Source organism: Microbacterium sp. Marseille-Q6965, assembly GCF_946151065.1.
In the GTDB taxonomy this organism is placed as follows: domain Bacteria; phylum Actinomycetota; class Actinomycetes; order Actinomycetales; family Microbacteriaceae; genus Microbacterium.
This window is the reverse complement of the sequence record NZ_CAMGZA010000001.1, coordinates 139971-155613: the sequence shown is the minus strand read 5'-3', so window position 1 is coordinate 155613 and position 15643 is coordinate 139971. Positions and strand designations below refer to the sequence as shown.

The window sequence follows — 15643 nt, the reverse complement described above, 5'->3', positions numbered from 1 at the left end:
CTCTCGTAGACGCAAGCGACCAGGCGGCGCGCCCCGCGCGGGCACCTCTACCCATTCGATCCGCCCGTGCGCTCGCGTAGCCTCTGACTAACCGACCACTCAATCGCGGGGGTGAGAGATGACCGGTGCAGGCGAAGGCTTCAACGTCCAGGTGGACGAGATGCGCGCGACGGGCGACCGTCTCGCAGGCGCACAAGACCGCGCCGCACAAGCCGCGACGGACGCGGCCGCGGTTCAGCTCTCCGCGTCGTCCTTCGGCGTGCTGAACAACGCGCTCGGCGCTGTCGCAGTCCCGCTGTCGGAGGTCGCGTCCGACATCCTGACCGCGCTGTCTCGCGCGACCGAAGCGTTCCGCCTCGGCATCCGTGCCGCCGCGGACGAGTTCGAGAACGCTGACCTCGAATCCGCGTCCGCCGCAAAGAAGCGCGAAGCAGACCTCGACGCATCGGACTGGGTCCGTGGCTAGCGCGATCATGGCCCATGACGGCGCCGGGACGCGAACGGTGATCAATCCCGCCGCCGCGGAGCTCGCGCGCGGAAGCTGGACGCAAGGGGTCGATTCCTATCGCCGGCCCCTACCTGTCGGTCTCACCCCTGGGGCGATCGAGCCGGGCGGGTACGGCGCCGACGCGCAGTTCCCACCGGAAGTTGCGCCACTCGTCGCGCCACTACAGGCTTTCGTCACCCAACTGCAGGGAGACGAAGGGACAGTCGAAGCGTTCGCTGTCGGATGGCGGCGCGTCGCCGGCGCCGTCGAGGACATCGGCCACGACATCGCCGCAACCCGCAGGCGCCTCGACGACATGGACGGCCGGACTGTCCGGGCGATGCGGAAGCGGTTCGACGAACTCGAAACCGAAGCCCGCGCCATCGCCGAGTGGGTCGGCGGCGCGGCCGACGCGCTGGACGACGCTTCCCGCATCGTCGTCTCCGTGCGGCGCATGGTCCTCGGCGCGCTGGAGCATCTCGCTACCAAAGCCGCGAAAGTGGTGAGCGAACCTCGCCTCACGCCAGGCGGGATCGTCGACCCGGCATTCACCAGAGAAGCGCGGCAGTCCGTCGCGGCATGCCAAGGCCTCATCGACCGGATGAACGTGGAGTTCAGCACACTGATCGTCCTCCTCCACACTATCGCCCCCACGGCGCAAGCGTCACTCCGAAACCTGAACGAGATCATCGCCGAGCTCGACACCACCGTCAGTATCGTCAGCGCGGGCGCAGTTGATGCATGGCTCGATCAATTCAGCGGCTACGACCAGCTCGCGACCGACGTCGATGCGGCCCTCGCGAAACTTGCCAAGAAGGAGTGGATCTACCATCCCGCACTGCGCCAGATCATTCGTGACGCGGTTAGAGACCTCTATGTGGCCGATCCGGAGGTCACCGAACTGCACCCCGGTGACCTCGACATGGAGGAACACGACCTGCTGGAACAGAACACGCGCGTCGGGGAACGCATCAGTAGACTCTCCGAACTCATCGAGGGGAACACGTTCGTCGACGATCTCGGGGGCCGAGACCGCACCGTGATCGATATCAAGAAGGTGGTCAGCGACCCCGCCACCGGGCAGTACCACTACATCGTTACTTTGCCCTCGACTCAGGACTGGAATCGGCTCTCCGGGTTCTTCGACCCCGAGGACGCCAACCCCTACGAGGATGCAGGGGCAACGAACGATCTGGACGCGAACATCGCGATGATAAGCAACAGCCTTGCTGACTCGGGCGCGAACACCCAGTACGAGCGCGCGGTGGTCCAAGCCATGCGCGCCGCCGGGATCACCGAGAACGATCTCGTGGTCTACCCCGGGTTCAGCCAAGGCGGAATCGCTGGTGCCGCGCTGGTCTCCGATCCTGCTACTCCGGGGAAGCCAATGGGGCTCGTTGTAGCTGGCTCGCCCGTCGACACCTTCCACATCCCCGCCGGCGTACCTGTCCTCGAGTACCAGCACCTCACAGACCCTGTCGCACACGCCGACCTCATGGGCGGCGGCAGCGCTGACGACAAGCACGTGGTGCACGCCATGGCGCCGAACGGCGAACTGTTCGCCGCTGCGCACAACAGCGAGCTCTACGCCGAGACCGCGCGAAACTACGACGACGAGCTCGCCGAGAGGTACTCTCACTTCCTCGGCACGGTCGTCGAACAGCAGCAGTACACATGGACGGAGCAGGCCGAGTGAGACGAAGGATACGCATCGCACTCGCCCTGGCCGCCGCCTCCTGCATGCTGGTCGCGTGCGGATCACCCGCCGGCGACCCTCCCACCGAAGCCGAGTCCACCGTGCCGGCGGCACTCGAAGGCGCCGATCTGGGCATCCTCGAGGCGGCCGCCAGCTTCTCCCTTGACGGGTTCACGTACAACTTCCGGGTCACCTTGCGCGTTGACCGAGACGTCATCAGCTCCGACGAGCTTCGAGAGATCCTCCAGATCATCGTCAACACGACAGGCGAGGACGCCGACATAACCCACCTCGGGCTGTCGGCGGCAGACGGAACGCAACCAGACACCGTCGACCCCGAGCATCTCGTCGACCTGCAGCGCCCCGCTCAGGAGCTGGGATTCGCGGAGTCGGTCGAGCGTGGCAACGCCGGGGTCTCCATCGCTTGGGACGAGGTCGCCGACTTCGTCCGGGAGTGAGTGGGGTTCAAGGAGAAGCAGATCGTCTTCACCACGCCCGCACTCTCCGGCACCCCGTCCCCCGCAGGACCGCCCCATCCCGTAGCCATCGGCAAGCTCACCTACGGCGCACCGGTGGATCGCAACGCCGCACGCCAGCGGCACGTCGCTGCATCCTGCGGCAGTGCGCCACGTCATGCCGGCGTGAGCAGGCCGAAGCGGCGGAAGCCCTCTCGTGGCTTGATGCTTCTCGAGTAGTCCCGCGAGGCCGGCACACTCGCGGCGAACCCCCTCCGAGTGGACAGCGGGGCTTGACGGACAAGGCCCACGGAACTCAGCCTCTGACCATCCGACCATTAGGAGCCGCAAGGGGGTACTTCCCCGAGCCCCTCTGGCAGAAGTAGAGAGTGCCCTGCTGCCGCGACGCGGTGGCTCCCGTGCACTCGCTCTCAGTCGCTTCTTCCCGGGCCATCGTCCGGCCAGGGGTTATTGCCGAGCAGCTGCTGGAGCATCGACGCGTCACCGACTGTCTTGAATGCGATGCCGATGTACTGGCGTCTGGTCGTGCTCTCATGCTGGTGTCCGAGCAGCGCTTGGGCGCGTTTGATGTCTCTCGAGGTCGTCGCAACGAGCGTTGCGGCGGTGCGTCGGAGCATGTGGGGCTTAAGCTCGTCGGGCTCGATACCGGTCTCAGCTAGCGCGGCGACCAGCTCGGGATCGTTCCTCACATCGCGGAGCTGACGGCGCACGTTCCGCGCTGAGACCCACCGTCCGGTCGCCTGTCCCTGAATCGCAGGCTTGTCCGGGTGGCGAGACGGCAGATCGCTTGCATTACGGCGCGCCTCGGCGAGGGCGGCCATGGCGAAGCCGGGCAGTTCAATGAACCGGGCCTGGTTCCGACCCTTCAACTCATCCTGACGAACGAGGTGCCACGTGTCGGCTTCGTCGATGAGGGTTCCCGTCACCTCGATGGTGTTGGTCTCCCAGTCGATGTCCCGGTGCCGGAGGCCGAGAACCTCAGCGATGCGGAGCCCCGAACCGAGCATCACCTCGGACACGATCCGGAGAAGAGCGACGGACTCACCGGTATAGCGCGCCGCACGCTCTTCACGTCGTCGGATGGCGGCCCGCAGCGCCCGCACCTGTTCGACGTTCAGCGCCTTCGGCCGCTGCTGCCGTCCCTTTCGCTTTCGCAGGCTGAGCAGCGGGTTGTGGTCGAGGGCACCTTCTTCGACAGCCACCACGAAGGCGCCTGAAAGCGCGGTGCGGGCATGATCGAGCGCGGCGCCGCTGCCACGGGCCGCTTCGATCTCGTCGAGGATGCGCTTGACCCTCGCGGGTCGGCACTCGCCTACCGGGATCCCGCCGACGATCGGCGTAAGCCACCGAACGATGTCCTTATAGAAGCGGTGAGATTGCGGGCGGATCTCACCTTCGCGATCTTCCAGCCACATCTGGAACAGATCCCCGAGCGGAGTGTCCGGGCCGATCTCCTCGCCCGCTACCGCAAGTCGGCGCGCTTTCGCCTGCAGCCGCTCGAGCGCTTCCTCTTTGGTTGCTCCGCGAGCCTGCGGGCGGTGAATCACCCCACCCGCGTCACGGGTCCGCGCGCGGGCGACAACGACGCCCTTGCCGGCATGGGCATAGGTGACGCCACCGAGCTCGCCAACACCGAGCGGTCGGCGCCCCATCAGCGGGCCGCCTGTTCGTCGAGCCAGCTGCGCACGTCTACTGGCCGATAGCGCACGTGCTTTCCCACGGTGATGGGCTTCGGCCCGTACGGGTTGCTCTCCCAGTTCGCGCGCCATGACTCAAGGGTTCTGACCGGGATGTGCAGGAGGTCCGACAGCTCTCTTGGGGTAAGGAGCGGCTCGAGGCCTTGGGGGTTCATCGTGTCCATGCAGAACACATGCACGGCATCGCGGCGGTCCCTCATACGCAGCGCGAAGTCCGCTTCCACGTGCCGCGTCACGGGAGTGTCACCGGACATTCTGCGCTCATCCTTGCGCCAGGCGGCGGGACCCAAGGAGGCAGCATACGGCGAGGCCGGCGAACTGATGCTCGCACGCTGGTCGCCGTCGGCGCGGCAGGTTCGGCGGCAATCAGTGGTTCTTCGTATAACAGCGTGTCCAATGAGTAGCAACTGCACGCTCGGTTGCGGAACGCGCTCAAAGTGGCCGGAAAGTGGACGCGGGCCTGATCGTGACACCGAAAAGATGATCGTAAAATCCGCCTAAAAGAGGCCCTGGCCAGGGGTTTTCGGGCGACTAGGTGGGGCGGGCGGGACTCGAACCCGCGGATCGTCGAGTTATGAGCTCGCTGCCTTGACCAGCTTGGCTACCGCCCCGTGCGAGACGAGCCTACCGCGAGGCCGCGTCCGAGCCGCCGTCGGGATGACGGCGGTTGAGCAGGTCGTCCGGGTCGCGCATCGCACGAAGTTCGTCGAGCGGCGTCGAGGCGCCCGGCCGCTGTTCCTCCGCGGTTTCGCCTGCCCGCCGTGTGACCTCGCCGTGCGCACCGTCTCCCGCACCGCTCCCCCGCGGGATGTCGAGCTTCTGGCTCTCGCTGATGACCTGCGGGTGGTGCCGGGCGAGGAGGAACACTCCCACCGCGGCGGCGGTGCCCGCCAGCACGAAGATCACGAGCGCCCACACCGGCGCATTCGCCGCCTCGCCCAGCACGAGCGCCCCGATGAGGACCGCGACGATCGGGTCGATGACCGTCAGCCCAGCGATCACGAGGTCCGGCGGACCCGAGGAGTAAGCGGTCTGGACGAAGTACGCCCCCACGGCACCCGCCGCCAGCAGCGCCACGAGGCAGACGATGGTGATCCATTCGAAGTCGCCGGCCTGGATCCGCTTGATGACGACCTTCGCGAGCGTCGCGACGAAGCCGTAGAGCACGCCGGCGGCCGTGATGTAGAACAGCGCGTTCAGACGCCGGCGAAGAATCAGCCACGCCCCACCGAGCAGGATGACGGTCACGAGCAGGATCGCGAGCACGATGAGCAGCTGCTGTTCCGTGAGAGGCCGCTCCGTGGCGAACGCCGCCGCCACGATGACGAACACGAAGATCCCGCCGATGCACAGACCGATCGCCGTCAACGACTGACGCGTGGGCAGATGCCCGGTCGCCTGGGCGTTCAACAGAGTGGTGATCACGAGCGATACCGCACCGAGCGGCTGCACGACGATCAGCGGTGCGACGGCGAGGGCACTGAGCTGGCAGAGGATGGCCGCCCCCAGCAGGAACGTGCCGATCAGCCAGGACGGCCGCCGCAGCAGATGTAGCAGATGGGCGCCGCCGAGGCCCGTCTCCCCCGTCTCGCCCGACAGCGTCTCGACCTTGCGCACGCCGCGGCTCTGGAACTGCGCGCCAAGCGACATGAACACCGCCCCCGCCAGCGCCAGCGGGATGCCCAGGAGCAGGCCGGGGTTCTGGAACGCCCCGACGAGCTGCTCGCCGACATCGTCCACTCCCGGACTCATGCCCCACATCACGCCTTCGAGCCTAAGCCACCGGGCGGGCAGCGCCCATGGGGCATGCCCCCGCATGAAGCAGGCCGCCCGAAAGTACGCTGGGACGATGGCCATTCTTCCCATCCGCATCTGGGGCGACCCGGTGCTGCACGCGCCCGCCGCGCCCGTCGAGGAGATCACGGACGAGATCCGCACGCTGGTCGCGGACATGTACGAGACGATGGACGCCGCGCCCGGCGTGGGGCTCGCCGCGCCGCAGGTGGGCGTGCCGCTGCGGCTGTACGTCTACTCGTACGAGGACGACGAGGGCAGGCCGTGGCGCGGCGTTGTGATGAACCCGGAGCTGTGGATGGTGCCAACGGAGCCTGGGGACCCGGACGACGAGACCGAGTCCGAGGGCTGCCTGTCGTTCCCCGGAGAGCGATTCCCGCTGCGCCGATCCGAGCGCGTGCTCGTTACGGGGACCGACCTGGAGGGCGAGCCGGTGCGGATCGAGGTGGACGGGTGGCGGGCGCGCATCATGCAGCACGAGTTCGATCACCTGAACGGGATCATCTATATCGACCGCGTCTCGGACGGCGACTGGAAGACGGCGCAGAAGATCTCGAAGAAGCGGGGCTGGGGGCGGCCGGGCGTGAGCTGGACGCCCGGGGTGGACGACCTCGAGGGCTGACGCGGGCAGTTCTCCCCGTCGCCGCAGCCGTCGGAACCTCAATACCGTGGAGGAACACACAGCACCACCCGAACGGAGAACGTCATGTCCCGCCCCCGCACCACCCGTCTTGCCCTTGCCGCCGGCGCCGCCGCGCTCGTCGCCGCCTCGCTGACCGGATGCTCCGGTCTCGTTACGCCGGTGGGTGGCGGCGCCACCCGCGACGAGGAGTCGCAGGAGGTCACCGAAGCGGGCACGGAATCGGTGTTCGAGATCACGGTCGGCGACTGCCTGCTCGAGCCCGATGGCGAGGAGGTGTTCGACGTCGAGGCGGTGCCGTGCGCCGAGGCGCACGACTACGAGGTCTATCACGAGTTCGAGGTCGACCTCGGCGACGAGTGGCCCGGTGAGGAGGCCATCGGTACGGCGGCCGACGAGGGCTGCTACGCCGAGTTCGAGAACTTCGCGGGGATCTCCTTCGAGGAGTCCGCGTCGCTGTGGTACACCGCGTTCACGCCGCTCGAGGCGTCGTGGGCCGATGGCGACCGTCTCGTGCAGTGCATCATCTACGAGGCCTCGGACGACTCGGGCATGGAGATCGCGCAGGTCGAGGGCTCGCTGGCGGGCGCTGCCCGCTGATCCGCTGACGGCGGGCGATCACCGCGCTGCGGCGCGAATCGCCCGCCGTCGCCGTACGCGCGGCGCCTCAGCGAGTGCGCCGGAACGCACCCGGCACAACGCGCGCGTGCAACTGCTCGAGGGTCGCGGCCTGTGCACGGGCGCGATCGGCGAGGGCACGGAATGAGTCGGCCGGAAGGCCCAGGTCGGGTGCGAGCTCCGCGAGCGTCTCCCAGCCGCCGAGCTTGCCGACGACGGCGCTACGCATCAGCTCCAACTCGAGCACGGGCGTCATCGGCGAGCCGGTGACACGACCGTTGGTCTTGAGTCGCCCCACTCGCTCGGCCAGCCACGCCACGGCCTGACGATAGGGCCGCCGACGCAGTTCCAGGCTCGGAATCAGCTCCCGCAAGAACGCCCGCTCTGCGGCGATCTCTTCCGTCAGCTGAGCCAGCTGCGGCGCCATGTCGGTGTCGGCGAAGGCCTTCGACATCCGGCGCAGCCGCGCGACCCCCGCCGTCGCGCCGGTGAGATGGTCGGACAGGTACAGGCCGAGGATCTCCCGCTCGATGTCGACGGGCACGCGGTGTCCGTCAGCCACCGTGGCGGTCGCATCGGAGCGATCCGCCGGCACGTCGCCGGGTGGCAGCTGATCGTCGGGCCAGCGGCGCCGGGCGCGCATCGGCGCGCTCGGCGTGCCCCGACCGGCCGCGATCGCCTCGAGCACCTCGCGCAACGTCTCCGCCGCGTCGTGGCGCGGCGACCAGCCCAGCTCGTCTCGGATGCGCGACGTGTCCATCACGGGCACACGCATGGCCATGTCGAGCCAGCCCGGATCGGCGGCCACCATGTGAGCACGCCACGCCACATGCAGCAGCGGTCGCAGCGCGGCCGGTGGCACCGCGACGTGGCGCCCACGACCGACGATCGCCGCGATCGCGTCGGCGTCCAGAAGGGGCTCGGTGGCGACGTTGAAGGCGCCGTCCGCGCCGCTGACGATGACCCGTCGGTAGGCGTCCGCGACGTCGTCGCCGTGCACGACCTGCATGCGCAGGCCGGCCGGCAACGGCAGAAGGGGCAGCAGGCCGGGCCGGAGCAACCGAGGAGGCACCAGCGCCCCGAGGAACAGCCGCGCGATCTGCGCGCCCGCGTAGCCGTCGAACACGAGCGCGGGCCGCACGCGCGCGACCGAAAGCCCGCGCGACTGCGCATCGTCCAGCACGCGCTCCTGATCCGCCTTGTCGGCCGAATAGTGCGAGCTGCGGATGCCCGCCGTCGGCCAGGTCTCGTCGCGACGCTCGTCGTCGTACACGCCGGAGTACGCCCCGACGGACGACGCGCACACCAGACGAGGCACGCCCGCGAGCAGCATCGCCTCGACGACGCGTCGTGTGCCGTCGACGTTCGTGCGGCGCAGGAGCTCGCGATTGCGATTCGGCTGGATGAGCCAGGCGAGGTGGACGACCACATCGGCCCCCGCGATGGCCTCGGCGAGCCTGTCCACCACCCGTCGCTCCCCCGCCGCACCGCCTACCGGCACCGCGATGTCGACACGCTCCCAGCGCGCCGCGCTGTATGGCTCCCGCGTGGCGTCGGGCAGGCGGCGGGCGATCCCGATGATCTCCTCCACCCGCTCCTCGTCTCGCAGCGCGTGCAGGAGCGCGGTGCCGACGTGGCCACTCGCCCCGACGATGGCGACCTTCATCCGTGCCTCCTTCGCGTGCCCTGCCACGATCCTCCGCCAACGCCGGAGCCGCGTCGAAGGGCTTGTCAGTGGCGACGCCCGCGACTAAGGCGCGCCGCCCCGCGCTCACCGGGGCACCGTGATGAGATCGACGCGGCCGAGGCGACCGGCTTCCACGGCGGCGGTCATCATCGTGCACGCCGGCTGGCGCCGACGGTCGGTGGGCGACCCGGGGTTCAGCAGGCGCATGCCGCGCGGCGTCACGCTGTCCCACGGGATGTGGCTGTGGCCGAAGACGACGAGATCGGGCCGATCCTCGCCCGCGAACGCGGCGTCCATGCGCCGCTCCCGGCCGCTTGCCGCTCCCGTCTCGTGCACGACGGCGACCCGCAGCCCGTCGATCTCCTCCCGCGCCACCTCAGGCAGACGCGCGCGCAGCGCGGCGCCGTCGTTGTTGCCGTAGACCGCGACGAGGCGGGCAGCCCGCTCCTCGATCGCATCGAGCGTCGCCTCGTCCACCCAGTCCCCCGCGTGGATGACCACGTCGGCGGCGTCGATCGCGCGCCACACGGCGTCGGGCAGGCGCTTGGCGCGCAGCGGCACATGGGTGTCGGAGAGGAGCAGCAGGCGCGGCGACATGCCCCCATCCTTCCGTGGCCGCGTCCCGTTGTCAGGGCCGCCGCGGCGACCTCTGCGCCTTTGCAGGCCTCGCGGATGACCCACGCGCGATCTCCGTCCTGTGACGGAGGCGCGCCGTCAGGATCGCGCCTATCGTCGGGGCCATGAGCGAATCAGGGGAAGGTCCCGAGAAGGAGAAGGGCGGCCAGCAGGGGCTGGCCGTCGGCATCGCGCTCGGCATCCCGTTCGGCTTGGTCTTCGGCATGCTGCTTTTCGACAACCCCGGCCTCGGCATCGGGTTCGGCCTCGCGATCGGCATCGCCGTCGGTCTTGCTCTCGACAGCCGGAAGAAGAAGTAGCGGGGCCGCTGCCGGCCTCAGCCCGCGCGACGCCGACGGTGTTGGTGCACGAGGAGGCCGCCACCGGTTCCAAGGAGCACCGCACCTGCAAGGAGCAGCCCGGCGAGATGCTGCGCCGATGCCCCGGTGCTCGCCAGGCCGGCCGAGTCGGCCCTCTCGTAGGTGTTGGTGACGGCCACCGTCGCGACCTCGTCGGCGGCGATCGTCACCGGACTGCCCTCGATCGTCGTCGTCACCGACACCGCCTCCGACGAACCATCCTCCGGCTCCGTCACCGCGCACACCGTGCCCACGGGAAGGTCCTCGATCAGAGCGGACGTCTGCCCCGCCGGAGCGTTCGCCGCCACGGTCAGATCCTGCTCCAACCCGTTGTCACACGACACATGCACCGTCACCGCACCCTGGTCCCCCGCCGCCGGGCCCGCGATCGTCTTGGTCACCTGCAGCGACGAGAGCACCGTCTCGTAGGTGTTGGTGACCGCCACCGTCGCGACCTCGTCGGCGGCGATCGTCACCGGACTGCCCTCGATCGTCGTCGTCACCGACACCGCCTCCGACGAACCATCCTCCGGCTCCGTCACCGCGCACACCGTGCCCACGGGAAGGTCCTCGATCAGAGCGGACGTCTGCCCCGCCGGAGCGTTCGCCGCCACGGTCAGATCCTGCTCCAACCCGTTGTCACACGACACATGCACCGTCACCGCACCCTGGTCCCCCGCCGCCGGGCCCGCGATCGTCTTGGTCACCTGCAGCGACGAGAGCACCGTCTCGTAGGTGTTGGTGACCGCCACCGTCGCGACCTCGTCGGCGGCGATCGTCACCGGACTGCCCTCGATCGTCGTCGTCACCGACACCGCCTCCGACGAACCATCCTCCGGCTCCGTCACCGCGCACACCGTGCCCACGGGAAGGTCCTCGATCAGAGCGGACGTCTGCCCCGCCGGAGCGTTCGCCGCCACGGTCAGATCCTGCTCCAACCCGTTGTCACACGACACATGCACCGTCACCGCACCCTGGTCCCCCGCCGCCGGGCCCGCGATCGTCTTGGTCACCTGCAGCGATCCCGTCTGGAAGAACTCGGCGGTGGCCGTGGCCAGCGTCGAGACTTCGGCGTCTTGGGCGAGGATGAGCCGTTGCGCATCGTTGACGCCGGGAGTGTTGCCGTCGTAGAGGTAGACGTTGCCGCTGGCCGCGCTGGCAACGCCCCGCGCATTCAGCGTGACCTCGCCTCCTGCACCGTCGCTGGGCAGCAGCCAGATCTGTGTGTTGTTGGGCACCGCCGCCCCGTCGTCGATCGGCACCGTGCCGTCCGGGTCCGCATACATCGTGCCGCCGTCGGCGCTCACGGTGATCTGCAACCCCGGCGTCTCGGAATCAGACGTCACGGTGTACGGGCCGAGAGGGGCGTCCGCGGGACCCGACGCGGTCTCGGGATCGACGACGAGGTTCGGGGGGCTCGGCTCCGGCAGCGGACCCGCCTGCAGCACGGCGGCCACGATCTCCTCGGTGAAGGGCCGGACGGGATCGGTGGGCGCCAGCACGTAGCTGTCGCTGAAGAACCAGATCGCCGCCTGCACCGCGGCTGCCCTCGCGTTGTCGCCGGGTGCTCCGGCGGGTTCGCCCGTGTTCGGGTAGTACTCGGCGAGGATCCTCGCGATATAGCCCACATGGGGCACGTTCGACTCGTCCCAGGTTCCGTTCTCGTAGCCGAGCCCCGGATAGGTGAGGGTTCGGATGTCGATGCAGAACATGGTGAGCGTCTCGCCGGTCGTCTCCGACTCGGCAACGATGATGCCGGCGAAACCCTCGTTGAGCGGCTCGAACCCCGCGGGCACGTCCGCCGGATAGCCGGCAGTCGGATTGAACGTCGAGCCGGCCGGCGCGATCCCTCCCGCTACCCCCTGGCCCGCCGCGGTGCCGGTCATCACGAGGTCGGTGTTCGGCCCTTCCCGGGGCGTGATGCCCGGGGGCCCCGGCGTGGCGGAGGCCGAGAGCGCGGAGAGGGCCACCATGGCCAGCGCCGCAACCGCCACCACAACGCCGCGCACACCAGCGCGGACCGCGGACCGTGCCATCTGGTCACCTCCATGTGAGAGGGGAAGAGGACCAACTCCCGCGCCCGACGCGTGCTGCAACGCGATAGTGCGCCCAGCCGCGGATCGACCGCTTCGGCTGGCACACAACCTAGCCCGAGCCCCTCGCGCGGTCCACCCCTGTCGTCGAACGCGTCGTTCGAGCCGACGACTCGGCAACGGGTCGGCCCCGCGTACGGTGTGCCCGTCCGCGTCGCTCTCACGCCACGGGAGAAGGGGTAGCGAGCCGCTTGACGCGGCTTCGACCAGGCGCCCTCTCGGCTCAGGCCCGCAGGTGGCCCCGCGCCCCGCACACGCGGGGGCCAACCGTCAACTCATGCCTCGCCGACTCCTCGGACTTCCTCGATCACGGCTACGGCAATCAGGGTCGCGACGAGGAGAGCCCCCGCACCTAGTGCGGGCAGGGAACCCCCCAGCATGCCGGTCGCCAAGCACACCGTGATCGCCGAGAGTCGGATGTAGGAGATACGTCCCGTCGCACGCAGCTGCAGGATCAGTTGAGCCGCGAGGAACAGGGCCGGCCCCGCGACGACCGCCGTCAGCTCCGGGCCGGCAAGCGGCTCGAGCGGGTGAGCGATCACGAGCTCGTCACCGACGGCCGTCAGGATGATCGCGGCGACGATCAGCACGTGACCGTACGTGTAGATGTCACGTGCCCGCTCGGTGCGCGTGGCCCCTGGCTCGAGCGAGTTCTCTCCGAGCCGGTTCGTCGAGGTGAAGTAGAGCCACCAGAGGGCAGCCGTACCCGCGAACGCGTTGGTGAAAGCCGCTACCGTCGCCGCGTTCAGGGGGTGTGCCGCCGTGGTCGCTCCCGTGAGCACGATCGTCTCGCCGAGTGCCGCGATGACGAACAGCCCGAATCGTTCGGCGAAATGCTCGGTGGCCACGTGCCAGGAGCGCCCCGCCAGCGGGGTTCTGCGCGGAAGCGGGAACAACAGGAGCGGGGCGACGTAGTCCAGGGCGAGCGCCAGGATCCACAGCCAAACCCGCGTGCCGCCATCAACGAAGCCACCGGCGATCCAGAAGACACCGGCCACCAGGAACCAGACGAGGATTCGCCCGTTGCGCTCCCGGTCAAGCGTGCCGCGGCGAGATACGACGAAGGTAAGGAACGCATGCCGCCCGGCCTGGATGGCGAGATAGGAGACGGCGAAGAGGAGCCCGAGGTCGCCGAAGGCGTCGGGGATGGCGATCGCCATCACCAGGCTCCCCGCCATCAGCGCGATCAGGAGGAAGCGCACCGGGTTGGTCTCCGGGTTCAGTTCGTTCGTCGCCCAGGTCGTGTAGTTCCACGACCACCAGACCGCGAGCAGAACGATCGTCGCCTCGCCTGCCCCCGCCCAGGTGAGTCGTTCCAGCAGAAGATGCGACACCTGGGTGAGCGAGAACACGAAGACCAGGTCGTAGAACAGCTCCAGCGTCGCGGCGCGCTGCGTCTGGGCATCGCGACGCCGGAGCGCTCCGATCACCACGGCAAGACGCCTACCCGGTCGGTCACGGTGCCCGTGGGGGTGGCGGCGCCGAGCGTGGCGATCCGCACGGCTGTCTCGGCTCCCTCTTCGATGCTCTGCCCGACGTGGCCGGTGAACTCCGTCGCGGTCTGACCGGGGTCGACGGCGTTGAAGCGGATGTCCGGGATCGTCTTGGCGTACTGCGTCGTGAGCATCGTGACCGCGCTCTTGGAAGAGCCGTACGCCGCGAGCGTGTACTGTGACTCGACCCGCGCCGGATCTTGGGTGAGGGTGAAGGATCCCATCCCGCTCGTGACGTTGATCACCGACGGATTGTTGCCGTTTCGCAGCAGCGGCAGGAAGGCGTGGGTGACCCGGACGAGTCCGAACACGTTGGTCTCGTAGACGACGCGGAGCTGGTCCGCCGTCATGTCCTCCGGCGCGGCCACCTCACCAAGGATCCCGGCGTTGTTGATGAGAATGTCCAGGTGACCGACCTGGTCGCGAAGAGTGGCCGCAGCCGCATCGACGGACGCGTCGTCCGTCACGTCGAGCGGCAAGAAGTGGGCCCCCAGGCGCGCGGCCGCTTCCTGGCCGCCCGCACGGTTCCGGGCGCCGATCCAAACCGAATGGCCCGCCTCGATCAGCCGGCGGGCGATCTCATGGCCGAGCCCGCGGTTACCGCCGGTGATGAGTGTCGTCGTCATGTGTTTCCTCTCGCGGTCTCATAGCGCGTCAGGACCGAACAGCCCAACCCGCATTACAAGTAACGCTTGTAACGAAACCTGCGAGCGACAACCTATCGATCAGAGTGCGTTACAGTCAAGACGTGTAAAGAAACGCCTACATGGGCGAGGAGGGACGAAGATGTCCAAGAGGACGACGGCCGCCGCGGAGGCCGCCGCTGCAGGCGGACGCCCCCGCAACCCGGCGATCGAAGACGCGATCATCGACTCGACGCGCGAGCTACTTGCCACAAAGGGGTACTCCGCGATGACGATCGGCGACATCGTTGCCGACGCCGGCACCACGCGCCCGACGCTGTACCGGCGCTGGCCGAACAAGTACGCACTGGCGTTGGACGCGCTGCGGTACGGTCTGCGCAAGCAGCGTGAGGCGTATCAGCCGCTGAACCTTGACCGGCTCTCGCCGCGGGAGGCAATGGTCGAGGCGGTGAGGCGGCTCGATCCGCGCTACCACAACCCGCGCGCCATGACGCTGCACGGCAACTTCATGGCGGAGGCGGAACGCGTGCCACACCTGCTCGCGCAGATGAGAGAGCTCGGGAACCAACCCCGCTGCCAAGAACTCACCGACGTGCTGACCGAGCTACAGCAGCGCGGCGCCGTGCGCACCGACGTGGATATCGACATGGTCGTGACCCTCTGCTTTGGCAGCTACTTCGCCGACTTCAACCGTTACGGCGGCGATGTTCCCGCCGATTTCGCAGAGCGCGTCGTCGCGACCTTGTGGCCCGCCCTCGCCACGGAGTAGGAGCCCGGCCGGGTGTCGAGGAGCGTCGTCAGCAGCCCTCTTCCGCGCAGCCGGCGAACGTGAGGTGATGGCGGACCGCAGGACAGCTCCATTCGAGCCGCGAGATCCCCTCGCTAGGACGCCGCTAGACGTTCCACGCGTCGAAGGATGAGGGCGGCCGCACCGCCGGTCGTGGCGGCCGTGATCGCGGCGGACACAACGACCCAGGGGAACCAGGCCGCGCCGCCGGATGAGGACACGGCGCCAACGAGGCCGATGATGAGCCACAGGAGAGCAGCCGCCGCAGCCGCCGACATGGCGCCCCCACGCACACGCGCCTGCCCAGGACCGCGGAGGTGCCGATCGGCAAGGAGAAGAAAGACAACTCCCCCGATCAGGCCGGCTGATGCGGTGACGCCGCCGATACCCGCTCCGGATGCGAGCAGAGAGATGAAGGCGCCCCATCCGCCCTGCGTCCGGTAATCCGGGTTGGCAACCAGATAGAACGACACGCCGAGGACGGCGCCGAAAGCGGCCCCCGCGGGCACGGCGAGGAGTATCGCGGACCGGTAGCGTCTCCACAGCACGCACCCACG

General features: G+C 68.8%; 16 protein-coding genes and 1 tRNA gene. 7 read left to right on the top strand and 10 right to left on the bottom strand.

Translation table 11 applies throughout. The features are described 5' to 3' along the window. The first annotated feature begins 118 nt into the window (after window positions 1–118). From N8N77_RS00780 to N8N77_RS00770, 3 genes are read left to right on the top strand one after another with little or no spacing between them, the layout of a single operon-like run. Entirely contained in the window at window positions 119–466 is a 348-nt protein-coding gene (locus N8N77_RS00780; protein WP_261163894.1) for a hypothetical protein, read from the top strand. Beyond that, window positions 459–2183 (top strand): hypothetical protein, encoded by a 1725-nt coding sequence (locus N8N77_RS00775; RefSeq protein ID WP_261163892.1) that lies wholly within the window; start codon window positions 459–461, stop codon window positions 2181–2183. Before N8N77_RS00780 ends, N8N77_RS00775 begins: the two co-directional genes overlap by 8 nt. Then, on the top strand, window positions 2180–2641 hold the full coding sequence (locus N8N77_RS00770) for a hypothetical protein (protein WP_261163891.1): 462 nt from the start codon (window positions 2180–2182) through the stop codon (window positions 2639–2641). Before N8N77_RS00775 ends, N8N77_RS00770 begins: the two co-directional genes overlap by 4 nt. 428 nt (window positions 2642–3069) lie before the next feature. On the opposite strand, the gene xerC is transcribed toward N8N77_RS00770, so the two are convergent. The 4 genes from xerC to N8N77_RS00750 all read right to left on the bottom strand — a co-directional run bounded on the left by xerC (window position 3070) and on the right by N8N77_RS00750 (window position 6117). After that, the gene (gene xerC, locus N8N77_RS00765) at window positions 3070–4311 is read right to left on the bottom strand and encodes a tyrosine recombinase XerC (RefSeq protein WP_261163890.1); all 1242 of its coding nucleotides are present in this window, start codon (window positions 4309–4311) and stop codon (window positions 3070–3072) included. Beyond that, window positions 4311–4610: an AlpA family transcriptional regulator gene (locus tag N8N77_RS00760; RefSeq protein WP_261163889.1), complete on the bottom strand. Its 300-nt coding sequence runs from the start codon at window positions 4608–4610 to the stop codon at window positions 4311–4313. Before N8N77_RS00760 ends, xerC begins: the two co-directional genes overlap by 1 nt. 282 nt (window positions 4611–4892) lie before the next feature. Next, window positions 4893–4967: transfer RNA gene (locus tag N8N77_RS00755), tRNA-Ile, on the bottom strand. A 13-nt stretch (window positions 4968–4980) separates the two neighbouring features. Further along, window positions 4981–6117 carry a DMT family transporter gene (locus tag N8N77_RS00750; RefSeq protein ID WP_261165577.1) on the bottom strand — a complete coding sequence of 379 codons (1137 nt, stop codon included), beginning with the start codon at window positions 6115–6117 and terminating at the stop codon, window positions 4981–4983. An 88-nt stretch (window positions 6118–6205) separates the two neighbouring features. Here N8N77_RS00750 and def point away from each other — a divergent pair, with 88 nt between their 5' ends. Beyond that, entirely contained in the window at window positions 6206–6772 is a 567-nt protein-coding gene (gene def, locus N8N77_RS00745) for a peptide deformylase (RefSeq protein ID WP_261163887.1), read from the top strand. A gap of 84 nt (window positions 6773–6856) precedes the next feature. After that, window positions 6857–7390, top strand: a complete 534-nt coding sequence (locus N8N77_RS00740) for a septum formation family protein (protein ID WP_261163886.1) — start codon at window positions 6857–6859, stop codon at window positions 7388–7390. A 67-nt stretch (window positions 7391–7457) separates the two neighbouring features. Here N8N77_RS00740 and N8N77_RS00735 read toward each other — a convergent pair whose 3' ends face one another. Further along, the gene (locus tag N8N77_RS00735; RefSeq protein ID WP_261163885.1) at window positions 7458–9074 is read right to left on the bottom strand and encodes an NAD-dependent epimerase/dehydratase family protein; all 1617 of its coding nucleotides are present in this window, start codon (window positions 9072–9074) and stop codon (window positions 7458–7460) included. 105 nt (window positions 9075–9179) lie between these two features. Then, window positions 9180–9692 carry a metallophosphoesterase gene (locus N8N77_RS00730; protein WP_261163884.1) on the bottom strand — a complete coding sequence of 171 codons (513 nt, stop codon included), beginning with the start codon at window positions 9690–9692 and terminating at the stop codon, window positions 9180–9182. 143 nt (window positions 9693–9835) lie between these two features. Here N8N77_RS00730 and N8N77_RS00725 point away from each other — a divergent pair, with 143 nt between their 5' ends. Then, a complete protein-coding gene (locus tag N8N77_RS00725; protein WP_261163883.1) occupies window positions 9836–10030 on the top strand; it encodes a hypothetical protein in 195 nt (64 codons plus the stop codon). A gap of 17 nt (window positions 10031–10047) precedes the next feature. Here the strand turns inward: N8N77_RS00725 and N8N77_RS00720 are convergent, their stop codons facing one another. The 3 genes from N8N77_RS00720 to N8N77_RS00710 form a co-directional block, all read right to left on the bottom strand. Beyond that, window positions 10048–12105 (bottom strand): DUF5979 domain-containing protein, encoded by a 2058-nt coding sequence (locus tag N8N77_RS00720; RefSeq protein WP_261163882.1) that lies wholly within the window; start codon window positions 12103–12105, stop codon window positions 10048–10050. Between the two features lie 332 nt (window positions 12106–12437). Further along, window positions 12438–13595 (bottom strand): low temperature requirement protein A, encoded by a 1158-nt coding sequence (locus N8N77_RS00715; protein ID WP_261163881.1) that lies wholly within the window; start codon window positions 13593–13595, stop codon window positions 12438–12440. Next, window positions 13589–14281 (bottom strand): SDR family NAD(P)-dependent oxidoreductase, encoded by a 693-nt coding sequence (locus N8N77_RS00710; protein ID WP_261163880.1) that lies wholly within the window; start codon window positions 14279–14281, stop codon window positions 13589–13591. Before N8N77_RS00710 ends, N8N77_RS00715 begins: the two co-directional genes overlap by 7 nt. A 160-nt stretch (window positions 14282–14441) precedes the next feature. Between N8N77_RS00710 and N8N77_RS00705 the strand changes: the two genes are divergently transcribed. Continuing rightward, window positions 14442–15068, top strand: coding sequence for a TetR/AcrR family transcriptional regulator (locus tag N8N77_RS00705; protein WP_261163879.1), 627 nt, complete (start codon window positions 14442–14444; stop codon window positions 15066–15068). Between the two features lie 113 nt (window positions 15069–15181). Here N8N77_RS00705 and N8N77_RS00700 read toward each other — a convergent pair whose 3' ends face one another. Then, window positions 15182–15634, bottom strand: a complete 453-nt coding sequence (locus tag N8N77_RS00700) for a hypothetical protein (RefSeq protein ID WP_261163878.1) — start codon at window positions 15632–15634, stop codon at window positions 15182–15184. Window positions 15635–15643: the final 9 nt, after the last annotated feature.

Excerpts from the sequence above, each read along its gene's own strand:
- N8N77_RS00780 (WP_261163894.1), top strand. The coding sequence starts at position 119 with ATGACCGGTGCAGGCGAAGGCTTCAACGTCCAGGTGGACGAGATGCGC.
- xerC (WP_261163890.1), bottom strand. The coding sequence starts at position 4,311 with ATGGGGCGCCGACCGCTCGGTGTTGGCGAGCTCGGTGGCGTCACCTAT.
- N8N77_RS00760 (WP_261163889.1), bottom strand. The coding sequence starts at position 4,610 with ATGTCCGGTGACACTCCCGTGACGCGGCACGTGGAAGCGGACTTCGCG.
- N8N77_RS00750 (WP_261165577.1), bottom strand. The coding sequence starts at position 6,117 with ATGTGGGGCATGAGTCCGGGAGTGGACGATGTCGGCGAGCAGCTCGTC.
- def (WP_261163887.1), top strand. The coding sequence starts at position 6,206 with ATGGCCATTCTTCCCATCCGCATCTGGGGCGACCCGGTGCTGCACGCG.
- N8N77_RS00740 (WP_261163886.1), top strand. The coding sequence starts at position 6,857 with ATGTCCCGCCCCCGCACCACCCGTCTTGCCCTTGCCGCCGGCGCCGCC.
- N8N77_RS00735 (WP_261163885.1), bottom strand. The coding sequence starts at position 9,074 with ATGAAGGTCGCCATCGTCGGGGCGAGTGGCCACGTCGGCACCGCGCTC.
- N8N77_RS00730 (WP_261163884.1), bottom strand. The coding sequence starts at position 9,692 with ATGTCGCCGCGCCTGCTGCTCCTCTCCGACACCCATGTGCCGCTGCGC.
- N8N77_RS00725 (WP_261163883.1), top strand. The coding sequence starts at position 9,836 with ATGAGCGAATCAGGGGAAGGTCCCGAGAAGGAGAAGGGCGGCCAGCAG.
- N8N77_RS00720 (WP_261163882.1), bottom strand. The coding sequence starts at position 12,105 with ATGGCACGGTCCGCGGTCCGCGCTGGTGTGCGCGGCGTTGTGGTGGCG.
- N8N77_RS00710 (WP_261163880.1), bottom strand. The coding sequence starts at position 14,281 with ATGACGACGACACTCATCACCGGCGGTAACCGCGGGCTCGGCCATGAG.
- N8N77_RS00705 (WP_261163879.1), top strand. The coding sequence starts at position 14,442 with ATGTCCAAGAGGACGACGGCCGCCGCGGAGGCCGCCGCTGCAGGCGGA.